Genomic DNA, 22,275 nt, shown 5'->3' on the forward strand with positions numbered 1-22,275 from the left:
ATGGTACCGCCTCCCCGGCTCGAACGGGGGACCCCCAGATCCACAATCTGGTGCTCTAACCTACTGAGCTAAGGCGGCACAGTGCGGGGTACTTAGCCCCAGATTCGGACGGATGCAAGCCTATCTTGCCGCTTATTCGCACCCAATGTAATCAATATCTCTCATCACGTTAAGGCCAGGCCGGAAGGGTTCGGAAATGAGCATCAACAGCGAAAGCGACATCGCCGCGAATCTGCAGATCGGGCCCACCGACCGCGGCATGGTGCGCATCTATGTCGAGGGCGAGGGCGTGGATCTGCCCCTCGATTTCGACCCCGAGGAAGCGGAAGAAATCGCCGAGGAACTGCTCGCCGCCGCGGAGGCGGCGCGCGAAATGCGTAAGGGCGGGGGCTCGGGTGGCGGAAAATCGGCTAAAAAGCCCCGCCGCTGACCCCCATCGGGTCGCTGACGGCCATCAGGCGGCCAGTCGAGACCCTCGCAATCTCACGCAGGAGGCGCGCACGCCGCGCCCCTGCCAGCCGCGTTTCGGGCGACATGCGCACCATCTCGGCCCCCCAGCTGTCGGCGAGGATCAGGCCGCTCTCGGCAGGCAGCAGGTCTTGCGGAAATTCGGCGTCGACCGCCCAGAAAAAGCGGTCGCAATAGTCCAGATAGCCCTGCCACTTGCGGTCCGAAGTGAAGTCGCTGCGGCAACTTTTGCATTCGACGATCCAGATCTCGCCGCCCGGTGCGATCGAGATCACATCGACCCGCAACCCGCCGATCGGGACGAATTCCGGCAAGGCGGCATGGCCAAGGGCCGACAGCATCCGGGTCACGCCGCGGGCAAGCCGCTGGCCGGGTTGTGCGGGCAGCACGTCCTCTGGAACTGGTCGGAATTCACTCATGCCCGGCAACATGAACCAAATGAGAACATTTGACAAGGCAGCGGCCTCCTGCCCTTGCGGCGGAGTCCGATCAGGCCTATCTTCCGTGACTGGCGGGTTTCTGCTCTTCTCGTGTGCGGCCATTTTTTCCACTGGCCTATAATTTCACCGAGGGGGCTGGCTCTGTCGGGGCCCTGGTCCCGTTACCCGGCTCCCACCTGGATATCCAGGCTTTCGGGGAAACCTGCGCTGCCACGGTCGCTGCGGTTCCCGCCACCCTTCCCCCGAAATGCGTGAGGCGGCCCCGTGGGGCCGCCCCGCTTTTCAGCGAGAGAGAGAAGGGAAGCGGTCAGAAACCGTAGACCAGCGAGACGCCCAGCGTGTTGTCGGTGCGGATGGCCCGATCCGACACATACTCGGTCTTGTAGGAGATGCGGGTCGCGAAATCGTCCGTCATCTTGAAGTTCAGGCCGAGTTCGTTCGTCGCCGTGTCGTTGGCGTCCGAGGTCAGGTAATCGGTATCGTTGGTCAGGAAGAAGTTGTCGTTGAACTTGTAGTAGAAGCGCGACGAGATCAGATAGCCGACGCCGGTTTCCGAGTCGGTCTCAAGCGTCTCGGCGACGGGGTCGATCACGTCCACGGTCTTGGTATAGCGGATGCCGACCGCAGCCTGCACGCGCCAGGCCATGGTGTCGGTCGCGATCACCCGATAGCCCGGACCGATACCGAAATAGGCGTCACGTTTCAGCCGGCCATCGAGGTCGCCGAAGGTCTCGCCATCATCGAGGCTGACCGGATCATCGGCCAGCGCGTCGGTCGTCAGGCGACCCAGCGCAAAGCCATAGAAACGCTCATTGATGTCATACATACCTTCGTAGATGACATAGGTTTTCTCGGTATCGGTATCGCCGTTATTATCCTCGCCATATTCAAGCAAGATGCCGACGGATTGCGCGAAGGGTGCCTGGTTATATGAGAGCCGGCCGGAAAGCGTGAAATCCTGGTTCTCGCTGTTTCCGGTCCGCCCGACATAGCTTAGCGCAACCGAACCGAAGAGCCCCTGCACGCGATCCGGGCTGCCATAGCGCGACGGGTCCGAGGAACGGTCGAAATCGTCCCGCACGGCATCCTCGACATCCTTCATCTGCTCGTTGACCGACGAGATGCCGGTTGCGTTGGCGCCGGTGGCAATTTCCTGCTGGGCAAGGGCCGGAGAGGCGAAGGCAGCGGCCAGGGCAGTGGCGCCAGCGAGATAAGCGAGAGCTTTCATATTCTCAGTCCTTTTCTGAACCGTTTCCAGTGGCTGCGATCGGCAATTTCCAATCGCGAGCATCTCTGTGGAGACAGAATTAATCCCCCCATCCCTGCCTATAAAGACTCCGATAAAATACGCGAGACATCGCAAAAATGTGATCTGGGCGCGGGATTATTCCATCGGCGGAAATATGATCACGCAAAATCGTGATGAAACTTATTGCCAAGTTGGAAGCTGCATTTGTTTCTTATTGAATTTCAATATGAAACTTGAAATATCCTAAACGGAGAAGCGTGATCCATTGACAACCATCTCCGGTTGAAAACTGGCCTGCCTAAAATACGGGCAACTTGAGGCGCCTACTCGCATGGCCGGGATTGTTGCAACAGATCCACAGGTGCCATGTGAACTGGCCACAGGGAATTGGGGCTGAGAAGCCCGCGACAACGGTTCTGGAGGTCGATTGAAGCAAGAGCGCATGCCGGCCTGATGCTGACGCGCAACACCGGCATGCAACAGTCGAACTGGGCGGGCCTCGAGCCCGCCCGATCCGTCAGAAGGCTTCTGGTTGGGCTTCGTGCGCCATGTGGTCAAGAACGGCGTTCACGAACTTCGCCTCCCGCCCCTCGGGGAAGAAGGCCTGCGCGATGCGCACATATTCGGTGATGACCACCTTGGGCGGTGTGCCGGGCTGCACCAGTTCGGCGCCGGCGGCGCGGAACAGCGCGCGCAGGACCGGGTCGATGCGGTCGATCGGCCATTTCGCGACCAATGCGCGATCCGTCATCTGGTCGATGCGCGACTGCCAGTTCACCGCATCGTCGAGGATGCGCCGGAACAGGGCCTGATCCGCCTCGGCCGAGACGACATCGTCATCCTCGTCGGTGCGGCCGATGCGCCATTGCCGGAACTCGGCCATGACGCGGTCGACCGACTGGCCCGAGGATTCCATCTGGAACAGCGCCTGCACGGCATACATCCGCGCGGCCGAAGTCCTTGCCTGCCGCGCCGCGCGTTCCTCCGGGCTGCGCCGGTTTCCACCCTGCCCGCTCATGCGCCCTGCGGTCCTTCAAGCTCGCCCGCGAGGCGGATGATATCGCGCGGCTCGGTCGTGCTGCCGGTGTCGCGCGGGCTGCGCGCCTCCCAGCGGCGCTTCAGCGCGATCAGGTGCAGCGCGGCGGCAGCGGCCCCGCCACCCTTGTTCTGGCCTTCGGGATTGGCGCGGACATCCGCCTGATCGTAATTCTCGACCGTCAGGATGCCGTTGCCGATGCAATGGCCTTGCAGGCCAAGCAGGGTGACGCCGCGCGAACTGTCATTGCAGACCGTGTCGTAATGCGTCGTCTCGCCCCGGATCACGCAGCCAAGCGCAACATAGCCGTCATAAAGCCCGCGGGCGGCGGCAAGGCCGATCGCCGTCGGGATCTCCAGCGCGCCGGGCACCTCGATCAGATCGACACTGGCCCCGGCCTCGGCCGCGGCGGCCTTCGCGCCGGCGATCAGGCCGTCGGCGATCTGGCGATAATAGGGCGCGACCACGATCAGCAGCCGGACGCTGCCTTCGATCCTGGGCAGCGGCAACTGATAATGTTCGATGCTGGCGGCCATTGGCTTACTCTTTGGGAATCGGACGCGTGGAATGGATCGAAAGACCGTAGGCGTCAAGCCCAACGACCTTCACCGGCGCCGAATTGGTCAGAAGCACCAGCTCGGACAGGCCCAGAGACGACAGGATCTGCGCACCGAGGCCGTATTGCCGCAGCACATGGGGCGACACCTCGCCCTGCACCGGCAGCTTGCGCTCGAGGTCGCGGAAAAGGACGACGACGCCCCTGCCCTCCTGCCCGATCAGGCGCATCGCGGACGAAAGCTCCCCCGCATCCTCGCGCCCGATTCCCAGCACGTCATGCAGCGGGTCCAGCGCGTGCATCCGCACCAGGACCGGCTCGGGCGAGGTCAGGTCGCCCTTGGTCAGCACGATATGCTCGGCGCCCGAGGTTTCGTCGGCATAGATGCGCATCATCCAGTCGCCGCCATGCAGCGAGTGGATCGGGCGCTGCGCGCGCTCGGCGATCAGGTTGTCGTGCCGGCGGCGATAGGCAATCAGGTCACTGATCGTGCCGATCTTCAGCCCGTGCTTTTGCGCGAAGCTGATCAGGTCGGGCAGCCGCGCCATGGTGCCGTCCTCGTTCATGATCTCGCAGATCACGCCGGCGGGGGTCAGCCCGGCCAGACGGGCGACGTCGACAGCCGCCTCGGTATGCCCGGCGCGGACCAGCACGCCGCCATCGCGCGCGCGCAGAGGGAAGATGTGGCCCGGCGTCGCGATATCGGCCGCGCCCTTGGTCGGGTCGATGGCGACAGCGATGGTATGGGCGCGGTCATGGGCAGAGATGCCGGTCGTCACGCCCTCGCGCGCCTCGATCGACATGGTGAAGGCGGTCTCGTGCCGGCTCGAGTTCTTCGGGCTCATCAGCGGCAGGCCGAGCGCGTCGATGCGCGAACCGGGCATCGACAGGCAGATGAGGCCACGGCCATGCGTCGCCATGAAGTTGATCGCCTCGGGCGTCGCCATCTGGGCAGGGATGACCAGATCGCCCTCGTTCTCGCGGTCCTCGTGATCGACAAGGATAAACATGCGGCCGTTGCGGGCCTCGTTGATGATCTCCTCGATCCGGGAAATCGCATCCGACCAGTCGCGTTCGACGGGTCCGGGTTTCTCATACTGCATCCGCAACTCCTGCAAAGAAGGCCTGGCCGGTCACGAATCCCGCAAGCCCGCCCGCTGTCATCATCTCGCGCTCATGCGCGGTTTCGCCGATCATCAGAACGGCATCGCCCGGCAGGCCATGAGCCCTGAGCCAGGTTTTCATCTCGTCCCGCATCGCCGACCAATTGCTGCCAAAGGGCGCAAGCTCGCGGCCCGACACGGCACCGATCTGCCGCGCCAGCACGTCGGGCGCAAGCCCCGGCGCGCATCCCAGATGCGCGGGCGCCCCGCTTGCGGCGATGCGCGCGGCCTCGCGGGCGGGCACGACCTGCCCGCGGCGAAAGACCCCGAGCGCGTTCGACGAATAGAGAAAGGCGATCAGGTCGCGGCCGGTCGTTGCCCGCACTCCGGCATAGGTCTTGTAGTCGAGGCCCAGTTCCTTCGCGCGGCGCACCTGCATCCGCACCACCTCGACCGGCAACCGCGCGCCCAGCAATTCGCGCCGTGCGACGGTCCAGCAATGCGCCCGAAAGCCGCTGCCGACCCCCGGCCCGCCGTTATGGCCGATCCCGGCCATCATACGGCCTCGGCCAGCCGCGCGACATAGCGCGCCAGCGTGTCGATTTCCAGATTGACCCGGTCGCCTGGCTTGGCCCCGCCCCAGGTCGTCACCGCCTGCGTATGCGGGATGACGTTGATGCCGAAGCTGGTGCCCTCGACCTCGTTCACGGTCAGCGAGGTTCCGTTCAGCGCCACCGACCCCTTGGCCGCGATGAAGCGGGCCAGCTCCCTGGGCGCGCGCAGGGTGATGCGGGTGCTGTCGCCTTCGTCCCGCATCGCCTCGATCACGGCGACGCCGTCGACATGGCCCGAGACGATATGCCCGCCCAGCTCGTCGCCGACGCGCAGCGCGCGCTCGAGGTTCAGGCGTCGTCCGGTCGCCCAGCCATTCGCGCCGATATTGGTCTTTGACAGCGTCTCGGCCGAGATGTCGACGTCGAACCAGTCGCTGCCCTTCTCCACGACCGTGAGGCAAACCCCGTCGCAGGCGATCGAGGCGCCAAGCTCCACCCCCGCCATGTCATAGTCGCAGGTGATGCGCGCACGCATGTCGCCCCGCATCTCGACATTGCTGACGGTCCCGATATCCGTGATGATCCCGGTGAACATGATGCCCCCATTCGCGGTACTCCGCCGAGACCTAGAGCCTTGTTGCGCAATCTTCAAGCGGAGCTATGCTTATGCAGCATCGACAGGCGTGAAAGCCCGTGACAGCCTTGCAATATTCGTGCATTGACTCCGAAAAGACCGGCGTTTTCCCGGATCTGTCGCAAAAACCGTAAAGTCTCATGCCCTATATTCCGACTCATTATCCCGGCGCGGGAATGTGAAGTGACAATACTATTAACGCGAGCCCCTGAGCCCATGCTTCCGGCCGCGCTGGCTGTGCGGTCCGCCGGCCATCGCGTCTTCCTGATGCTTCAGGGTCCACATGGCCCGTTCTTCAATCGTCTGGCCGGCCAGTTGCGCCGCGCAGGGTCGAGCGTGTGGCGCGTCGGCTTCAATGCCGGGGACGAGTTCTTCTGGACCGACAGCCAGCACTTCATCCGTCACAGCGGCACGCCCGAGGAATGGCCCGACCATCTGGAGCGGATCATCCGGGAAAAGCGCGTGACCGATATCGTCCTTTACGGAGATGTCCGTCCGGTCCACGCCGCCGCGCGCGAGGCAAGCCAGCGCTACGGCATCGTCCTCCATGTGTTCGAGGAAGGCTATCTGCGCCCGTTCTGGATCACCTATGAACGTGGCGGCTCGAACGGGCATTCGGCGCTGATGCGGATCCCGCTACGCGAGATGCGCAAGGCGCTGCGCTGGCGGATCGGCGAACTCAGCCGCCCCCCGGCGCGCTGGGGCGACATGCGCCAGCACAAGTTCTATGGCGCCCTCTATCATTTCTTCGTCCTGATCGCGAACCGGCGCTATACGGGATACCGCACGCATCGCCAGATCGGCGTCTTTCGCGAGTTCCGGCTGAACCTTCGCCGCCTCCTGCTGACGCCCGTGGACATGTTCGCAGAATGGCGCGAAAGCGGCGCGATCCGTCGCGGCGGCTTTCCCTATATCCTCGTGCCCATGCAGCTTGAGCACGATTCCAACTTCGTCGCCCATTCGCCTTATGCGACCATGTCCGAATTTACCGACGAGGTGATCGAGGAATTTGCCCGCTCGGCCCCGCGTCACCATCATCTGGTCTTCAAGGCCCATCCGCTGGAAGACGGGCGCGGCGGCATCTGCCGTGCCATCCTCCGCAAGGCGCAGGCATCGGGCATCTCGGACCGCGTGCATTACGTGCGCGGCGGCAAGCTGGCGCAGCTGATGAACCAGGCGCGGGCGACGGTGACGGTGAACTCGACCTCGGCCCAGCAGGCGCTGTGGCGGGGGCTTCCGGTCAAGGCGATGGGCCGTGCCGTCTATGACAAGCCCGGCCTCGTCTCCAGCCAGACGCTGGCCGAGTTTCTGGCAGAACCCGACCCGCCAAACGCCATCGCCTACCGGCGTTTTCGCGATTTCCTGCTGGAAAGCAGCCAGGTTCCCGGCGGTTTCTATGCCGAGCGGTCGCGCGCCCATGCGTTGCGCATCGTCGTCGACATGATGCTTGCCCCCGAAGATCCCTATGACGCGCTGGTGGCGGGCCGCGGGAAGTATCGGCAACAAATGGAACACAATCCGGAATGACATCTGGGGAAAATGTGGAATAATCCGCATTGCTGCTCTAGATTGACCAAAAATCGCAAGGGCAAAGCCCTGCGCGGACGAGAGAGACAGGAGTAACACAGTTTGACCGCAATGAGTTCTTCGCGCCCGCGCGTCGACCTGGCGCAGCCCGCACGCCGGCGCTTGACCAGCCGCCTGGGTCGATTGGCCATTCTTGGCGCCCTCGTCTTCGTATCAGCCTGCGGCCTGCCGCGCTCGGGTCCGACCCGGGGTCAGATCTATAGCGGCTCGGTCGAAAAGGGCGGCAGCAGCCATATCGTCACGGTCGACGACCGGGTGAACCGGGCCGCCAACTTCTCGCCTGCCTATGGTTTCGGGGCGGATTTCCAGGCCGCCGGACAGGTCGGCGCGGATGAGGTCCGGCCGGGCGACGTGCTGGGCCTCTCGATCTGGGAAAACGTCGATGACGGCCTTCTGGCCTCGATGGGTGCCAGCTCGACCCAGCTCCAGCAGCTTCAGGTCGACAGCCAGGGCTACATCTTCGTGCCCTATGCCGGCCGCATCATGGCCGCGGGCAACAGCCCTGACGAGCTGCGCCGCATCATCACCCAGAAGCTGGAAACCCAGACCCCCGACCCGCAGGTCATGGTCACCCGCGTCGCGGGCGACGGCGCGACCGTCTCGGTGCTCGGCAAGGTCAATGGGCAGGGCGTCTACCCGATCGAGCGTCCGACCCGGAAGCTGTCCTCGATGCTCTCGCGCGCCGGCGGCGTCTCGATCGAGCCCGAGGTCGCGGTGGTCACGGTGAAACGCGGCGGCAGCAGCGGCAAGGTCTGGCTGCGCGACCTCTACTCCAACTCGCGCAACGACATCGCGCTGCGTCCGGGCGACATTATCCTGGTCGAGGAAGACCAGCGCAGCTTCACCGCGCTTGGCGCGTTTGGCGGGCAGACCAAGGTGCCGCTTGGAAACGAGCAGATCAACGCGATCGAGGCGGTGGCGATGGTCGGCGGCCTCCAGACCGCGCTGGCCGATCCGAAGGGCGTCTTCGTCCTGCGCGACGAGCCGCAATCGGTGGCGCGCGCCGTCCTTGGCCGCAACGACGTCTACGGCACCCAGCGCATCGCCTATGTGCTTGACCTGACGAAGCCCGATGGCATGTTCATGGCGCGCGACTTCCTCGTTCGCGATGGCGACACCGTCTATGTGACCGAGGCGCCGATGGTTCAGTGGACCAAGACGCTCAACGTCATCCTTGCCCCGGTCAACCAGATCCGCACGACCGAACGCGGGTTCTGAGTTCATGCCCGAAACGACCAAGGCCGCCGGAGATTTCCGGCGGCTTTTCGTATTCAACGGCGGCTTCTTCTCGCGCCCGCGCATCCGCCGGATCCTGACGCTGTCCGGCTGGAAACCAACGCTGGGCCTGCCCGGTGCCGGGGATGTCGTCGGCGTCTGGGGAGCCAGCCCGACCGCATGGCGGGGCGAGGCCGTGGCCCACCGGCGCGGCGCGAGCCTGCTTCGGGTCGAGGATGCCTTCCTGCGCTCGATCCTGCCGGGGCGCGCGAAGGGGCCGGTCGCGCGGCGCGGACCGATCGGGTTGATCCTCGATCCGCTGGGCCTGCATTTCCGACCCGATGGCCCGTCGCTGATCGAAAGCCTGATCCCCTCGGCCGAGGCGCTGGCGCGCGAGGCGGAGGCAGAGGCCGCAATCGAGCGCCTGATCGCCGCGGATCTGTCGAAATACAACGCCCACCTGCCGGGTGAGGCCACGCCCCGGCCGGGCTATGTGCTGGTGATCGACCAGACCCGCGGCGACGCCTCGCTGCTCGGCGCGGGGCGGGCGGAGTTTCTCGCGATGCTCACCGCCGCTCGGGACGAGAATCCCGGTCGTCCCATCCTGATCCGCAGCCATCCCGAGACCGCCTCGGGCCTGCGACCGGGCCATTTCGAAAGGGCAGACCTGCGCGACGGAGACGATTTCTGCGACGCGCCCGTCTCGCCCTGGGCGCTGATCCAAGGGGCCGAGGCTGTCTATGCCATGTCCTCGCAGATGGGCTATGAGGCGCTGCTCGCCGGGCATCGCCCCCGCATCTTCGGCCGCCCCTTCTATGCGGGATGGGGGCTGACCGCGGACGAGCATCGTGTCAATCGCGGCGGACCCGCGACCCGCGCGCGGCTTTTCGCGGCAAGCCATCTCCTCGCCCCGGTCTGGTATGATCCCTGTGGCGACCGGCTGACGGATTTCGAAGGAGCGCTGCGCCAGATCGAGGCCGAAGCCCGCGCTTGGCGGCAGGACCACGCGGGCCATCTGGCCTATGGCATGCGGCTCTGGAAACGGCCCTTTATCAGCCGCGCCTTTGGGGGTGGCAAGGGCGTACGCTTCACCTCGCGCCCCGGCCCTGAAGTCACCCTCGCCTGGGCGGGCAAGGCAGCGGCGGTCCCGCAGGCGATCCGGGTCGAGGACGGCTTCATCCGCTCGCGCGGGCTCGGGGCGGCGCTGGTTCCGCCGCTGTCGCTGGTGGCCGATGACCTCGGCATTTATTACGACCCGCGCCGGGAAAGCCGCTTCGAGCGGCTGATGGGCGACCCGCTGCCGCCCATGGGGACAGAACGCGCCCGGGCGCTCGGGCAGGCGCTGGTTGCGGCGGGGGTGACGAAATACAACCTTTCGGGCGCGCTGCCCGACCTGCCGCCGGGCCATCGCATCCTCGTGCCGGGACAGGTCGAGGATGACGCCTCGGTCCTGCATGGCGGTGGGGCCGAGCGCACGAACCTCGCCTTGTTGGAGCGCGTGCGGGCCGAGAACCCGGAGGCGGTGCTGATCTACAAACCCCATCCCGATGTCGAGGCCGGGCTGCGCCCTGGCGCCATCCCCGAGGGGGATCTGGCCCGGCTGGCCGACGTGGTCGCGCGCGAGGCCAGCGCCGCCCTGCTGATGGCCGAGGTCGACGCGCTTTGGACCATCACCTCGACCATGGGGTTCGAGGCGCTGATGCGGGGCCTGCCGGTGACGACCCTGGGCGCCCCCTTCTATGCCGGCTGGGGTCTGACCCGCGATCTGGGTCCGGTGCCCGCCCGTCGCGGCCTGACGGTCACGGCCGAGCATCTGATCCACACCGCGCTCATCGCCTATCCGCGCTATTTCGATCCGGTGAGCAAGCTGCCCTGCCCGCCCGAGATCGCGCTGGAACGCCTCTCCGGCCCCTCAAGCGCGCTTGCGGGCGGTCCCGCCTTGCGTCTGCTCGCCAAGACGCAGGGGGTGTTCAGCAGCTATGCCTGGCTCTGGCGGCGCTAGTCGCGCAGCCAGCGATGCATGATGTCGGGGCCGATGCGGCGCAACTCGACCAGTCGAAAGCGCGGCGCCTCGGCCATGCGGGCCAGACCAAGCTCTCCGATCGCGGGCCGGCCATCCGCGCCAAGGACCACCCCGGCGGAATAGCCGACAAGCTGATCGACGACGCCCGCGCCGAGCAGGCTTGCCGCAAGCACGCCCCCGCCTTCGCAAAGCACGCGCGTCAACCCGCGCGAGCCGAGCTGCGCCATGATCACGCCCGGCTCGCCCGAGGCCTGCCAGAGCGGGCCGTGATCCGGCCCTTCCTCGGGCAGATCGGGCAGGTCTCCGGCCGAGACGACGATCCTGACCGGCTGGCGCGTGCAACCCATGCCGCGGACGTTCAGGGCCGGGCGGTCCGCGCGGGCGGTACCGCCGCCGACCATCACGGCATCATGGCTCATCCGCAGGGCGTGGACATGGCGGCGCGCCGCCGGTCCGGTGATCCACTGGCTCTCGCCCGAGGCGGTGGCGATGCGCCCGTCAAAGCTGGTGGCCAGCTTCAGTGTCAGCATCGGCCGGCCAAGGGTCATCCGGGTCAGGAAGCCGCGCTGCTGCTCGCGTGCCTCGGCGGCGCGGATGCCCTCGACAACCTCGATCCCCGCCTCACGCAAAAGCGCGATGCCGCGGCCCGAGACGCGCGGGTCGGGATCGGTGATGGGCGTCACGACGCGGCGGATCCCGGCGCGGATCAGCGCCGCTGCGCAGGGCGGCGTGCGGCCGTGATGGGCGCAAGGCTCCAGCGTGACATAGGCGGTCGCGCCCTGCGCGGCCTCGCCCGCCTGGATCAGGGCATGAACCTCGGCATGGGGGCGGCCGCCCGGCTGGGTCCAGCCGCGCCCGAGGACGCGGCCATCCTTGACGATCACGCAACCGACGGCGGGATTGGGCCAGGTATTTCCAAGACCACGCCGGGCCAGACCCAGCGCGTGATCCATATGGCGAAGGTCGTTCACTCTTCGGCGTGGCCCGGCCGCAGTTCCGACACGAACTTGTCGAAATCATCCGCCGCCTGGAAGTTCTTGTAGACGCTCGCGAAGCGGACATAGGAGACGGTGTCGATACGCGCCAGCGTCTCCATCACGATCTCGCCGATGACCTTCGAGGGCACGTCGGTATCGCCAAGGCTCTCCAGCCGGCGCACGATGCCCGAGATCATCTGGTCGATCCGCTCGGGGTCGATCGGGCGCTTCTGCATGGCGATCCGAATCGAACGTTCAAGCTTCGCGCGGTCGAAATCCTCGCGCCGGCCGCTGGACTTGACCACGATCAGGTCACGCAACTGCACCCGCTCATATGTGGTGAAGCGACCGCCGCAGGCCGGGCAGAACCGGCGGCGGCGTATCGCGACATTGTCTTCCGCAGGACGCGAGTCCTTGACCTGGGTGTCCACATTTCCACAGAACGGACAGCGCATCCCTTGACCCCCGATTGCCACGAACCTCAGCCAGTATAGGCAACACCAAATGCCTTGGGTAGTGTCCAGTTGACTGCCACTAGATAAGCCACAGGCAAAGATCGTCGGCGCGGCCAGCCTACACGTATAACGTGCGCAGCGTCAGATCGGGTTCTGCTTATCTGTATCTCGACAGGGCGCGTTTGGGTGTGCAACATGCCCGCGTCGGCAAGCAGGAGGCGCCGACCAACACGGAGGAACTCATGAACAATAACAGCAAATTCGACCGGCGCGGCTTTCTGACGCGCGCGGCCGTGGGCGGTGCGACCGCAGCGGCCGGCGCCACCCTTGCCGCTCCCGCGATTGCGCAGGAAATGCCCGAAGTGAAGTGGCGCCTGACCTCGGCCTTCCCGAAGTCGCTCGACACGATCTATGGCGGGGCCGAGGTCATGTCGAAATACCTGTCCGAAGCCACCGGCGGAAAGTTCCAGCTTCAGGTTTTCGCCGCGGGCGAGATCGTCCCCGGCCTGCAGGCGCAGGATGCCGCGACCGACGGCACCGTCGAGGCCTGCCACACCGTCGCCTATTACAGCTGGGGCAAGGATCCGACCTTCGCGCTTGGCGCAGCGGTTCCCTTCGCCATGTCGGCACGTGCGCATAACGCCTGGCAATACCATGGCGGCGGGATCGACCTGTTCAACGAGTTCCTGGCGACGCATAACCTGTTCGGCCTGCCCGGCGGCAATACCGGCGTGCAGATGGGCGGCTGGTTCCGCAAGGAAATCAAGACCGTCGAGGATCTGAAGGGCCTCAAGATGCGCGTCGGCGGCTTTGCCGGCAAGGTGCTGGAGCGTCTGGGCCTTGTCCCGCAGCAGATCGCGGGTGGCGACATCTATCCGGCGCTGGAAAAGGGCACGATCGACGCTTCGGAATGGGTCGGGCCCTATGACGACCAGAAGCTGGGCTTCTACAAGGTCGCGCCCTATTACTACTATCCCGGCTGGTGGGAAGGCGGCCCGACCGTCCACTTCATGTTCAACAAGGCGAAATACGAAGAGCTGCCCGACAACTACAAGTCGCTGCTGCACACCGCCGCGCAAGCCACCGATGCGGACATGCTGCAGAAATACGACCACCTGAACCCGATCGCGCTGAAGGAACTCGTCGCCGCGGGCGCGCAGCTTCGTCCCTTCAGCCAGGAGATTTTGGACGCCTGCTACAAGGCCTCGAACGAGGTTTATGCCGAACTGGAAGCCTCGAACCCCGCCTTCAAGAAGATCTGGGACTCGATCAAGGAATCCCGCGCGAACTGGTATCTCTACAACCAGACCGCGGAATATACCTATGACACGTTCATGATGATCCAGCAGCGCAACGGCACGCTCTGATCCTCTGAGACCAAAGACCTGACGCCGCCGGAGCCTTGCGTTCCGGCGGCGTTTTCATGTCGCGCCGAAGCCATGCTGCGGCAAAAGGAAAGGCGGCCCGAGGGCCGCCTTTCTGCGTTCAGTTGGTCGCCGGAGCGGTCAATCCGGGCGGCGGTCCGCCCAGTGGGTCGAGGCCGCCCGAGGCTGGGGCTGGCGATCCGGCAGGCGCGGCCGGTTCCGCCGGGGTCGTGCCCGGCTGGGCCGGAGCCGGGGCGGGTGCGCCGAAATTCGGCACTCCGCCGAGGCCCCCAAGCCCACCATCCGCCGGGGCGTCCGACGGCCCGCCGAAGGGATTGCCGAGGCCGCCGCCAAGACCGCCCAGACCGTTGCCCGCAGGGATCTCGATCTTGACGTTCGAGGTGTCGATGGGCGGTCCCTTGTAATGCATGACCAGTCCGGGGAAGGCCATGACGATACCGACCATCACCATCTGGATGCAGACATAGGGCACCGCGCCCCAATAGATCTGCCCTGTCGTCACCGGCTCCATCATCTTGCCGGTCACCTTGTCCTTATACGGCTCCTTCGGGGCGACCGAACGCAGGAAGAACAGCGAGAATCCGAAGGGCGGGTGCATGAAGCTAGTCTGCATGTTCACGCCCAGAAGGACGCCGAACCAGATCAGGTCGATCCCCATCGCCTCGGCCGCCGGGGCCAGCAGCGGGACGATGATGAAGGCCAGCTCGAAGAAGTCGAGGAAGAAGGCCAGTAGGAAGACCAGCACCGACACCGCGATCAGGAAGCCGTATTCGCCCCCCGGCAGCGAGGTCAGCAGATGCTCGACCCAGATATGCCCGTTCACGCCGTAGAAGGTCAGCGAGAAGACCCGAGCGCCGATCAGGATGAACATGACGAAGGCCGAGAGCCGGGTCGTCGCCAGCAGCGCCTGACGGATCACGTCATAGTTGAGACGCCCCTTGATCCCGGCGAGCAGCAGCGCACCGACCGCGCCCATGGCCCCGCCCTCGGTCGGGGTGGCGATGCCCAGGAAGATCGTGCCCAGCACCAGGAAGATCAGCGCTAGCGGCGGGATCAGCACGATGATGACCTGCTGCGCCAGACGCGACATCAGGTTGACCTTCAGCCCCTTGTCGAGCAGCGCCACCACATAGATGATGATGATCGCCAGCGCCGGCGCGAGGATGTCCGCATCCTTGCCATGGGTCGGATACATCCACTTGAAGGCGAAATAGCCGATCGCCCCGGTCGCCGCCAGCGCCGCAAAGAGCGAGGTCACGCCCGAGCCAAGCGTCCGCGCCTCCTTCGGCAGCGCGGGCAGCAGATGCGGGCGCATGATCGACATGACGAAGATGTAGACCATGTAGATCCCGGTCAGCACGAGGCCGGGGATCAACGCGCCCTTGTACATGTCGCCGACCGAGCGGCCAAGCTGGTCGGCCAGCACGATCAGCACCAGCGAGGGCGGGATGATCTGCGCCAGCGTCCCCGAGGCCGCGATGGTGCCGGAGGCGATGCGCCGGTCATAGCCATAGCGCAGCATGATCGGCAACGAGATCAGGCCCATCGCGATCACCGAGGCCGCGACGACGCCCGTGGTGGCGGCAAGCAGCGCGCCCACGATGATCACCGCATAGGCGAGGCCGCCGCGGATCGGGCCGAAAAGCTGGCCGACGGTGTCGAGCAGATCCTCGGCCATGCCGGATTTCTCCAGCACGATGCCCATGAATGTGAAGAATGGAATGGCAAGTAATGTCTCGTTCGACATCACCCCCCATAGCCGCTCGGGCATGGCGTTCAGCAGCGGCCAGCTGAGGTTGATCGTGCCGCCCGACAGCGGCGCCAGCTCGACCCCGATGACGAAGAACAGAAGGCCGTTCGCGGCAAGCGCGAAGGCCACCGGATAGCCGAAGAGCAGAAACAGGACCAGCGAGGCGAACATGATCGGCGCCATGTTCTGCGCGATGAGTTCCATCATTTGCGGGTTCCCTCGTCCGTGTCATCCAGCAGCGCGGCTTCCATGTCGCGCGCCATCGCCTCGCCCTCGAGCGCGGCGGCGGTGTGGTGGGACACGAAGGGGGTGGGATCGGGAATGATCCCGCGCATCACGGCGATCTTCTTGATGATCTCGGAGATGCCCTGGAAGAACAGCAGGATGAAACCCGCCAGCAGCATCGCCTTGGCGGGCCACAGAACCAATCCACCCGCATTGGTTGAAACCTCACCGCTGCGATAGCTCCGCATGACCCAGGGCCAGAGGTAGTAGATCATCAGCGTGACGAAGGGCATCAGGAAGAACACATGGCCGATCAGGTCGATCCAGTGCTGGCGGCGGCGCTTCCACATCCCATAGATGATGTCGATGCGGATATGCTCGTTTTCCTTCAGCGTGTAGGCGGCGGCGCCCAGAAAGGCGGCGCCATAGAGGTACCACTGCAATTCAAGCCATGAATTGGAGGAGGTGTTCAGCACCTTGCGGATGATGGCGTTGCCGGCGCTGACCAGCACCGCAACGAGGATGAGCCAGGTCACCGCCCGGCCAATCATGGTATTGACGCGGTCGATGCCGCGCGAAAGGCCCAAAAGGCCGCCCATTGTTGAAACCTCCCTGTTTTTTCGGCCGCCCCTCCTGAGCGCGGCCCGCCGGTCTGACCGGTCTATCCCTGTGATTTTCGTATGAAGGATGGCTGAAAGCCGGTCAAGCGGCGCGCGCGGAAGTCAGAATGAGCAGCGTAAGTAACGTTGCGCACTCGCCCGTCTGTTGCATCGCGCCAAGCACGTCTCCGGTCTGTCCGCCGAGCCTGAGCTGCGCGCCGCGGCCCAGCAGGAATTGCGCGACTGCACACGCTAGGATTGCAGCGATTGCTGCGAAAACCGAGAGTGTTCCGTCAAGGATCAGCGGGGCGACCACCGCCGCCGCAAGCGCCCAGCCCCAGCCGGCTGCCGCAAGCGAGGCGCGTCCGGCCGCCCTGCCCAGCCCGTCGGGCCGTGCCGGATCCATCACAGCCATCGCCATTCCCATCCCCGCGCGCGAGAGGCTGGCAGCCACTGCCAGCGCCCCGGCAGCGACCCATGGGCTGATCCGCGCCAGCTCTGCCAGCGACGCGATTCGCAGCCCCGTCACCAGCAGCAGGGCCAGAACCCCGTAGGAGCCGATGCGCGAGTCGCGCATGATCTCGAGCCGTCGCTCGCGCGTCGCGCCGCCGCAACCATCGGCATAGTCGGCCAGCCCGTCCTCATGCATGGAGCCGGTCAGCCAGACCATGACCCCGACCGCGAGGATGGCCGCGATTGAGGCGGGCAGCCCCGCAAGCAGCGGGAGCGAGGCCGGCAGGGCGAGCGCGAGCCCGGCCAGCGGAAAGGCCCAGACCGCGCTGGCCAGCTGCGGCACGGGCGGCCGCAGGAAGCGCCCCACGGGATAGCGGGTCAGCCAGATCAGCGCGGTCAGCGCCTCGGCCGCGCGCCTAGCCAATGCCCGCTTCGCCGAAGGTCGCCATGCCATTGTGGCATTCCAGCGCCGCACGCAGGATCAGCAGCGCGACGGCCGCGCCCGAGCCTTCGCCCAGCCGCATGTCGAGGGTGACGACCGGCTGTTTCTTGATCACCGCGACCAGCCGGCGATGTCCCGGCTCGGCGCTTTCATGGCCGAGCAGGCAATGGTCCAGCGCCTCGGGATCGTTGACCAGCAGGACGCCCGCCGCGGCCGAGCAGATGAAACCGTCGAGGATCACCGGGATCCCAAGCTCGCGCGCACGGATCACCGCGCCGCAGATCGCCGCCTGCTCGCGCCCGCCATAGGAGCCGAGGATCGAGGCCGCGGTCGCCGCGCCCTTGTGACGCTTCAGCCCCGCATTCACCGCGTTGATCTTGCGGGCCATGATGTCGTCATCGGCGCCGGTGCCCGGCCCCACCCAATCCTCGGCACTGCCCCCGAAGGTCGCGGCGGCCAGCGCGGCGGCGACGGTCGAATTGCCGATGCCCATCTCGCCCAGCAGGATCACGTCGGCTTCGGGATCGACGGCGTTCTTGCCGGTCTGGATCGCGGCGACCAGATCGGGAACCTCCATCGCCATGCCTTGGGTGAAATCCTCGGTCGGGCGGTCCAGATCGAGGGCGATGACCGACAGATCGGCCCCGGCCAGACGGCAAAGCTGGTTGATCGCCGCCCCGCCATTGCGGAAATTCTCGACCATCTGGGCAGTCACTTCGACCGGGAACGGGTTCACGCCCTGCGCGGTCACGCCGTGGTTTCCGGCAAAGACCAATGCCTGCGCCCGGTCGATGCGCGGCCGCTCGCGCCCCTGCCAGCCTGCCATGAAGACCGCAAGCTCCTCCAACCGGCCGAGCGAACCGGGGGGCTTCGTCAGCTCCGCCTGTCGGGCACGGGCTGCGGCTGCGGCTGAATCGTCGAATTGCTTCAAGGGGTTCCTCGCTCGGGTTTGAGGCGCAGGGGAAGGCCGCTGACGGCCATCCAGACTTCATCAGCGATAGCGGCCACGGCCTGATTCATCCAGCCGTGTTCGTCCCGAAATCGCCGCGCCAGCGCGTTTTCCGGCACGATGCCAAGGCCCAGCTCGTTCGTGACCAGCACCACCGGCCCGCGCTGGGATCGCAACTCGGCGCAAAGCGCCCCGACCTGCGGCGCGGGATCGCCCGCCATCATCGCGTTCGACAGCCAGAGCGTCAGGCAATCGACCAGCCGCAGGGATTGCCCGTCGTCGCTGTCCCGCAGGGCGCGGGTCAGTTCCAGCGGCTCCTCGATCGTGGTCCAGCCCGCGCCGCGCCTTTCGCGGTGCCGCTCGATACGCTGCGTCATTTCCGCGTCCCCGGCCTCGGCCGTGGCGAGATAGAAGCGTTCGCCCGAAAACCGCGAAGCCATTGATTCCGCCAGTCCGGACTTGCCCGAACGTGCGCCACCAGTCACCATGATGATGCGTGCGATCCTCTGCATGATCGCGTTCTTTCACAAGCGAGCCTGCATGGAAAGTCCGCACACACCCTTGCCGCCTGACAGATTTCGCGCGAATCTCACCGCTCGCGCGCGGGAGAGAACCCGCCCCGCGACACAAAACAACTACAGAGAGGTGCCCCGATGACACGCCTGTTCCTGACCACGGCCCTGACCGTCGGTCTGGCCCTGCCCGCCTTTGCGGTCCAGCCAGCGGCCGGCGAGAAGCTTGCCGAGAACCAGAGCTATACGTTCTGGCTGCTTGACGCGATCAAGACCTCGGACCCCCACAAGAACACGGATGTCGAGGGCTCGGACATCATCCGCCAGCTTTTCGAGGGGCTTCTCAACGAAGATGCCAAGGGCGCGCCGATCGCGGGTGTCGCGACCTCGTTCGATGTCTCGGACGACAAGCTGACCTATACGTTCCACCTGCGCCCCGAGGCGAAATGGTCGAATGGCGATCCGGTGACGGCGGGCGATTTCGTCTATAGCTGGCAGCGGCTCGCAAACCCCGATACCGCCTCGGAATACGCGTGGTTCATGGAGCTGATGAACGTCGAGAACGCCACCGCCGTCGTCAAGGGCGAGAAGAAGCCCGAGGAGCTGGGCGTCAAGGCGCTGGACGATCACACGCTGGAAGTGAAGCTGACCACGCCGACGCCTTATTTCCCCAAGATGGTGACCCATGCCTCGACCTTCCCGGTCAACCAGAAGGTCGTCGAGGCCGAGGGCGACAACTGGACCCAGCCCGGCAAGCTGGTCGGGAACGGCGCCTATGTCCTGAAAAGCCACGATCTGGGCGTGCAGATCAGCATGGACAAGAATCCGAACTACTGGGACGCCGCCAATGTGGTGATGGAGCATATCAAGGGCCTGACGGTCAACGACAACAACGTCGCCCTGACCCGTTTCCAGGCCGGAGAGCTTGACCGCGTGCAGATCCCGGCCGGGCAATATCCGCGCCTGAAGGAAGAGTTCCCCGATCAGGCAATTTCCATCCCCTATTCATGCACTTACGCCTATCTCTTCAACCTGCGCGATAACGGCCCCGAGGCGCTGAAGGATGTGCGCGTCCGCAAGGCGCTGTCCTATGCGATGCAGCGCGACGTGGTGGTGAACCAGATCCTTCAGGGCGGCCAGAAGCCTGCCTATAACTGGACCCATTGGGCGATCGAGGGCTTCAAGATGCCCGAGATCGACTATGCCTCCTTCAGCCAGGCCGAGCGTCTCGAAAAGGCCAAGGCGCTGCTGGCCGAGGCCGGTTATGGCCCCGACAAGCCGCTGAAGGTGACGCTGCAATACAATACCGACGAGAACCACAAGAAGATCGCCGTCGCGGCCCAGCAATTCTTCAAGCAGCTGGGCGTTCAGGTCGAGCTGAACAACGTCGAATGGAAGGTCCATACCGACCGCCTGCAATCGGGCGATTTCCAGATGGCGCGCTATGCCTGGTGCGCGGACTATAACGAGGCCTCGACCTTCCTCGACTATTTCCGCAGCACCGGCATGAACTATGGCAAGTATTCGAATGCCGAGTTCGACAAGCTGATGGACGAATCCAAGGCATCCGACGATCCGAACGCGCAATATACCGCGGCCGAGAAGATCCTGGCCGAGGACATGCCGCTGATCCCGATCTATCAATATGCCAAGGTCGACATGATCCGCGACGACATCAAGGGACTGCCGACCGAGAACGTGATGAACGACTGGTATGCGAAGGACATCTACCGCATCCAGAAGTGATCAACTGGCGGCGGTCCCTTTTGCGGGGCCGCCACGCCGCTGCCGTCCGGCACCTAGTTCGGGAACCTGTACGTGTTCGGTTACATCCTCCGGCGACTTGCCGTCGCCATCCCGACGCTGCTTTTGCTGATCGTCGTCTCTTTCCTGCTGATGCATGCTGCCCCCGGTGGCCCCTTCACGCAGGAACGCGCCCTGCCACCGCAGGTGCTGGCCAATCTCAATGCGAAATATGGGCTGGATGATCCGCTGTGGTTGCAGATCGTCCATTACGTCTGGGGCATCGTCGCGCATTTCGATTTCGGCCCCAGCTTCGTCTATCCCGACCGCTCGGTGAACCAGATCATCGCGGCGGGCTTTCCGGTCACGCTGACCTATGGCGCGCTCTCCTTTGCCGCCGCGGTCATTTTCGGCGTCTCGCTGGGGGTCACGGCGGCGATCCGGCAGAACTCATGGATCGACTATCTCGCCGTCGGCACCTCGATCGGGGCGCAGGTTCTGCCGAACTTTGTGATGGCGCCAATCCTCGTCCTGATCTTCACGCTCTGGCTTGGCTGGCTGCCCGGCGGCGGCTGGGGCGGGCCGATCTATTGGATCATGCCGGTCATCGCGCTTTCGACCAGCTTCATGGCCTCGATCGCCCGGATCACCCGCTCTTCGATGCTCGAGGTGCTGGGCTCGAACCATATCCGCACCGCACGCGCCAAGGGCCTGCCCGAGCGCAAGGTGATCCTGCGCCATGCGCTGAAGCCCGCGATGCTGCCCGTCATCTCCTATCTGGGACCGGCATTCGTCACGATGATCACCGGATCGGTGGTGGTGGATATGTATTTCTCGACCGGCGGTATCGGGCGCAGTTTCGTCGATTCCGCATTAAATCGTGATTATGCGGTCATGATGGGGATCACGATCCTCGTCGGCGCGCTGACCATCCTCTTCAGCCTCGTTGTCGACGTGCTTTACGCATGGATCGACCCGAAGATCAGGTATTGATCCATGATCGACACGCAACAGATGCACTCCCTCGCCGCGCGCATGGCCGAGGCCGAGGTCAGGGGCCGCAGCCCATGGGCCGATGCGCGCCGCCGCTTTCGCCGCAACAAGGCGGCCATGATCAGCCTCGCCGTCCTGATCCTCGTCGTCGCCTTCGCGCTTTTCGGCAATCACCTCGCCGCATGGTCGAACGAGGAAATGGATTTCTCGGTCATGGGACAGGCCGCGCAGCTTGGCGCGCCGAGCTGGGCCAATGGGCATTACTTCGGGACCGATGATCTGGGCCGAGACCTGTTCTCGCGCACGGTGCAGGGCACGCAGGTCTCGCTGATGGTCGGGCTGATCGGCGCCGGGATCGCGGTGATCGTCGGCACGCTCTATGGCGCGACGGCGGGCTATGTCGGGGGTCGGACGGATGCGGTGATGATGCGGCTTGTCGATATCCTCCTCGCCATTCCCTATATGTTCGTGCTGATCCTGCTTCTGGTGATCTTCGGCCGCTCGATGTCGATGCTGTTTCTGGGGATCGGGCTCATCTCGTGGCTGGAAATGTCACGAATCGTTCGCGGCCAGACACTTAGCCTCAAGAACCGAGAATTTATCGAGGCGGCGCGGGCCACCGGCGTTCCGGGGTGGAAGATCATCATCCGCCATGTCGTCCCGAACCTTCTGGGCGTGGTCGCGGTCTATGCGACGCTCCTGGTGCCGCTGATGATCCTGTCGGAAAGCTTCATCAGCTTCCTCGGCCTCGGCGTGCAGGAGCCTTTGACCTCATGGGGGGCGCTGATCTCCGAGGGCGCGGGCACGATGAATTACGGCACGCTCTGGCAACTCGCCTTCCCGCTTTTTTTCTTCTGCATCACGCTTTTCGCCTTCTTCTTCGTCGGCGACGGGTTGCGCGATGCGCTGGACCCGAAGGATCGCTAG

Annotated in this window: 22 protein-coding genes and 1 tRNA gene; 8 read left to right on the forward strand and 15 right to left on the reverse strand. The window is 65.1% G+C overall.

Annotated elements, in window-relative coordinates:
- Nucleotide 1 precedes the first annotated feature (1 nt).
- Nucleotides 2–78 (reverse strand) — tRNA-His (locus VNQ78_RS06615).
- 118 nt (nt 79–196) lie between these two features.
- On the opposite strand from VNQ78_RS06615, the gene VNQ78_RS06620 reads away from it, so the two are divergent.
- Nucleotides 197–430 (forward strand): DUF6324 family protein, encoded by a 234-nt coding sequence (locus VNQ78_RS06620; protein ID WP_325687885.1) that lies wholly within the window; start codon nt 197–199, stop codon nt 428–430.
- Here the strand turns inward: VNQ78_RS06620 and VNQ78_RS06625 are convergent.
- From VNQ78_RS06625 to VNQ78_RS06655, 7 genes are all read right to left on the reverse strand, one after another.
- The gene (locus tag VNQ78_RS06625; RefSeq protein WP_325687887.1) at nt 411–887 is read right to left on the reverse strand and encodes an MmcB family DNA repair protein; all 477 of its coding nucleotides are present in this window, start codon (nt 885–887) and stop codon (nt 411–413) included. The two genes, VNQ78_RS06620 and VNQ78_RS06625, sit on opposite strands and share 20 nt — an antisense overlap.
- 328 nt (nt 888–1,215) lie before the next feature.
- Nucleotides 1,216–2,136: a DUF481 domain-containing protein gene (locus VNQ78_RS06630; protein ID WP_325687890.1), complete on the reverse strand. Its 921-nt coding sequence runs from the start codon at nt 2,134–2,136 to the stop codon at nt 1,216–1,218.
- 538 nt (nt 2,137–2,674) lie between these two features.
- Nucleotides 2,675–3,175: a transcription antitermination factor NusB gene (nusB, locus tag VNQ78_RS06635; RefSeq protein WP_325687893.1), complete on the reverse strand. Its 501-nt coding sequence runs from the start codon at nt 3,173–3,175 to the stop codon at nt 2,675–2,677.
- Nucleotides 3,172–3,729 (reverse strand): 6,7-dimethyl-8-ribityllumazine synthase, encoded by a 558-nt coding sequence (locus VNQ78_RS06640; protein WP_325687895.1) that lies wholly within the window; start codon nt 3,727–3,729, stop codon nt 3,172–3,174. Before VNQ78_RS06640 ends, nusB begins: the two co-directional genes overlap by 4 nt.
- Before the next feature lie 4 nt (nt 3,730–3,733).
- Nucleotides 3,734–4,852: a 3,4-dihydroxy-2-butanone-4-phosphate synthase gene (gene ribB, locus VNQ78_RS06645; RefSeq protein ID WP_325687897.1), complete on the reverse strand. Its 1,119-nt coding sequence runs from the start codon at nt 4,850–4,852 to the stop codon at nt 3,734–3,736.
- Nucleotides 4,842–5,408 carry a hypothetical protein gene (locus VNQ78_RS06650; protein WP_325687900.1) on the reverse strand — a complete coding sequence of 189 codons (567 nt, stop codon included), beginning with the start codon at nt 5,406–5,408 and terminating at the stop codon, nt 4,842–4,844. Before VNQ78_RS06650 ends, ribB begins: the two co-directional genes overlap by 11 nt.
- Nucleotides 5,408–6,001 carry a riboflavin synthase gene (locus VNQ78_RS06655; RefSeq protein ID WP_325687902.1) on the reverse strand — a complete coding sequence of 198 codons (594 nt, stop codon included), beginning with the start codon at nt 5,999–6,001 and terminating at the stop codon, nt 5,408–5,410. The genes VNQ78_RS06650 and VNQ78_RS06655 overlap by 1 nt, the downstream gene beginning before the upstream one ends.
- A 255-nt stretch (nt 6,002–6,256) precedes the next feature.
- Between VNQ78_RS06655 and VNQ78_RS06660 the strand changes: the two genes are divergently transcribed.
- From VNQ78_RS06660 to VNQ78_RS06670, 3 genes are all read left to right on the forward strand, one after another.
- On the forward strand, nt 6,257–7,567 hold the full coding sequence (locus VNQ78_RS06660; RefSeq protein ID WP_325687904.1) for a capsule biosynthesis protein CapA: 1,311 nt from the start codon (nt 6,257–6,259) through the stop codon (nt 7,565–7,567).
- 111 nt (nt 7,568–7,678) lie between these two features.
- Complete coding sequence (locus VNQ78_RS06665) at nt 7,679–8,845, forward strand: polysaccharide biosynthesis/export family protein (protein ID WP_414694048.1); 1,167 nt, start codon at nt 7,679–7,681, stop codon at nt 8,843–8,845.
- Between the two features lie 4 nt (nt 8,846–8,849).
- Complete coding sequence (locus VNQ78_RS06670; RefSeq protein ID WP_325687906.1) at nt 8,850–10,844, forward strand: capsular polysaccharide biosynthesis protein; 1,995 nt, start codon at nt 8,850–8,852, stop codon at nt 10,842–10,844.
- On the opposite strand, the gene ribD is transcribed toward VNQ78_RS06670, so the two are convergent.
- Both ribD and nrdR read right to left on the reverse strand, forming a co-directional pair.
- The gene (ribD, locus tag VNQ78_RS06675; protein ID WP_325687946.1) at nt 10,841–11,818 is read right to left on the reverse strand and encodes a bifunctional diaminohydroxyphosphoribosylaminopyrimidine deaminase/5-amino-6-(5-phosphoribosylamino)uracil reductase RibD; all 978 of its coding nucleotides are present in this window, start codon (nt 11,816–11,818) and stop codon (nt 10,841–10,843) included. The genes VNQ78_RS06670 and ribD overlap by 4 nt on opposite strands.
- Nucleotides 11,819–11,832: 14 nt before the next feature.
- The gene (gene nrdR, locus VNQ78_RS06680; RefSeq protein WP_325687909.1) at nt 11,833–12,297 is read right to left on the reverse strand and encodes a transcriptional regulator NrdR; all 465 of its coding nucleotides are present in this window, start codon (nt 12,295–12,297) and stop codon (nt 11,833–11,835) included.
- A gap of 242 nt (nt 12,298–12,539) precedes the next feature.
- On the opposite strand from nrdR, the gene VNQ78_RS06685 reads away from it, so the two are divergent.
- The gene (locus VNQ78_RS06685; RefSeq protein WP_325687911.1) at nt 12,540–13,664 is read left to right on the forward strand and encodes a TRAP transporter substrate-binding protein; all 1,125 of its coding nucleotides are present in this window, start codon (nt 12,540–12,542) and stop codon (nt 13,662–13,664) included.
- A gap of 118 nt (nt 13,665–13,782) precedes the next feature.
- Here VNQ78_RS06685 and VNQ78_RS06690 read toward each other — a convergent pair whose 3' ends face one another.
- The 5 genes from VNQ78_RS06690 to cobU form a co-directional block, all read right to left on the reverse strand.
- Nucleotides 13,783–15,639, reverse strand: a complete 1,857-nt coding sequence (locus VNQ78_RS06690) for a TRAP transporter large permease subunit (RefSeq protein WP_325687913.1) — start codon at nt 15,637–15,639, stop codon at nt 13,783–13,785.
- Nucleotides 15,636–16,256, reverse strand: a complete 621-nt coding sequence (locus tag VNQ78_RS06695; protein ID WP_325687916.1) for a TRAP transporter small permease subunit — start codon at nt 16,254–16,256, stop codon at nt 15,636–15,638. The genes VNQ78_RS06690 and VNQ78_RS06695 overlap by 4 nt, the downstream gene beginning before the upstream one ends.
- Nucleotides 16,257–16,359: 103 nt before the next feature.
- Entirely contained in the window at nt 16,360–17,163 is an 804-nt protein-coding gene (gene cobS, locus VNQ78_RS06700; RefSeq protein ID WP_325687918.1) for an adenosylcobinamide-GDP ribazoletransferase, read from the reverse strand.
- The gene (gene cobT / locus VNQ78_RS06705; protein ID WP_325687920.1) at nt 17,126–18,082 is read right to left on the reverse strand and encodes a nicotinate-nucleotide--dimethylbenzimidazole phosphoribosyltransferase; all 957 of its coding nucleotides are present in this window, start codon (nt 18,080–18,082) and stop codon (nt 17,126–17,128) included. Before cobT ends, cobS begins: the two co-directional genes overlap by 38 nt.
- On the reverse strand, nt 18,079–18,612 hold the full coding sequence (gene cobU / locus VNQ78_RS06710; RefSeq protein ID WP_325687923.1) for a bifunctional adenosylcobinamide kinase/adenosylcobinamide-phosphate guanylyltransferase: 534 nt from the start codon (nt 18,610–18,612) through the stop codon (nt 18,079–18,081). The genes cobT and cobU overlap by 4 nt, the downstream gene beginning before the upstream one ends.
- 141 nt (nt 18,613–18,753) lie before the next feature.
- Between cobU and VNQ78_RS06715 the strand changes: the two genes are divergently transcribed.
- The 3 genes from VNQ78_RS06715 to VNQ78_RS06725 all read left to right on the forward strand — a co-directional run bounded on the left by VNQ78_RS06715 (nt 18,754) and on the right by VNQ78_RS06725 (nt 22,275).
- Entirely contained in the window at nt 18,754–20,358 is a 1,605-nt protein-coding gene (locus VNQ78_RS06715; RefSeq protein ID WP_325687925.1) for a peptide ABC transporter substrate-binding protein, read from the forward strand.
- A 72-nt stretch (nt 20,359–20,430) separates the two neighbouring features.
- Nucleotides 20,431–21,348: an oligopeptide ABC transporter permease OppB gene (gene oppB / locus VNQ78_RS06720; RefSeq protein ID WP_325687928.1), complete on the forward strand. Its 918-nt coding sequence runs from the start codon at nt 20,431–20,433 to the stop codon at nt 21,346–21,348.
- Nucleotides 21,349–21,351: 3 nt separating this feature from the next.
- A complete protein-coding gene (locus VNQ78_RS06725) occupies nt 21,352–22,275 on the forward strand; it encodes an ABC transporter permease subunit (protein WP_325687930.1) in 924 nt (307 codons plus the stop codon).

The organism is Paracoccus sp. (in: a-proteobacteria) (genome assembly GCF_035556475.1).
Classification (GTDB): domain Bacteria; phylum Pseudomonadota; class Alphaproteobacteria; order Rhodobacterales; family Rhodobacteraceae; genus Paracoccus.

Bases quoted from the DNA above. Each gene is read 5' to 3' on its own strand.
- ribB (WP_325687897.1), bottom strand. From the start codon at position 4,852: ATGCAGTATGAGAAACCCGGACCCGTCGAACGCGACTGGTCGGATGCG.
- nrdR (WP_325687909.1), bottom strand. From the start codon at position 12,297: ATGCGCTGTCCGTTCTGTGGAAATGTGGACACCCAGGTCAAGGACTCG.
- VNQ78_RS06650 (WP_325687900.1), bottom strand. From the start codon at position 5,408: ATGGCCGGGATCGGCCATAACGGCGGGCCGGGGGTCGGCAGCGGCTTT.
- nusB (WP_325687893.1), bottom strand. From the start codon at position 3,175: ATGAGCGGGCAGGGTGGAAACCGGCGCAGCCCGGAGGAACGCGCGGCG.
- VNQ78_RS06665 (WP_414694048.1), top strand. From the start codon at position 7,679: ATGAGTTCTTCGCGCCCGCGCGTCGACCTGGCGCAGCCCGCACGCCGG.
- VNQ78_RS06625 (WP_325687887.1), bottom strand. From the start codon at position 887: ATGAGTGAATTCCGACCAGTTCCAGAGGACGTGCTGCCCGCACAACCC.
- VNQ78_RS06660 (WP_325687904.1), top strand. From the start codon at position 6,257: ATGCTTCCGGCCGCGCTGGCTGTGCGGTCCGCCGGCCATCGCGTCTTC.
- cobU (WP_325687923.1), bottom strand. From the start codon at position 18,612: ATGCAGAGGATCGCACGCATCATCATGGTGACTGGTGGCGCACGTTCG.
- VNQ78_RS06640 (WP_325687895.1), bottom strand. From the start codon at position 3,729: ATGGCCGCCAGCATCGAACATTATCAGTTGCCGCTGCCCAGGATCGAA.
- VNQ78_RS06715 (WP_325687925.1), top strand. From the start codon at position 18,754: ATGACACGCCTGTTCCTGACCACGGCCCTGACCGTCGGTCTGGCCCTG.
- cobS (WP_325687918.1), bottom strand. From the start codon at position 17,163: ATGGCATGGCGACCTTCGGCGAAGCGGGCATTGGCTAGGCGCGCGGCC.
- VNQ78_RS06630 (WP_325687890.1), bottom strand. From the start codon at position 2,136: ATGAAAGCTCTCGCTTATCTCGCTGGCGCCACTGCCCTGGCCGCTGCC.
- VNQ78_RS06695 (WP_325687916.1), bottom strand. From the start codon at position 16,256: ATGGGCGGCCTTTTGGGCCTTTCGCGCGGCATCGACCGCGTCAATACC.
- VNQ78_RS06620 (WP_325687885.1), top strand. From the start codon at position 197: ATGAGCATCAACAGCGAAAGCGACATCGCCGCGAATCTGCAGATCGGG.
- VNQ78_RS06690 (WP_325687913.1), bottom strand. From the start codon at position 15,639: ATGATGGAACTCATCGCGCAGAACATGGCGCCGATCATGTTCGCCTCG.
- VNQ78_RS06655 (WP_325687902.1), bottom strand. From the start codon at position 6,001: ATGTTCACCGGGATCATCACGGATATCGGGACCGTCAGCAATGTCGAG.
- VNQ78_RS06725 (WP_325687930.1), top strand. From the start codon at position 21,352: ATGATCGACACGCAACAGATGCACTCCCTCGCCGCGCGCATGGCCGAG.
- VNQ78_RS06670 (WP_325687906.1), top strand. From the start codon at position 8,850: ATGCCCGAAACGACCAAGGCCGCCGGAGATTTCCGGCGGCTTTTCGTA.
- VNQ78_RS06685 (WP_325687911.1), top strand. From the start codon at position 12,540: ATGAACAATAACAGCAAATTCGACCGGCGCGGCTTTCTGACGCGCGCG.
- ribD (WP_325687946.1), bottom strand. From the start codon at position 11,818: ATGGATCACGCGCTGGGTCTGGCCCGGCGTGGTCTTGGAAATACCTGG.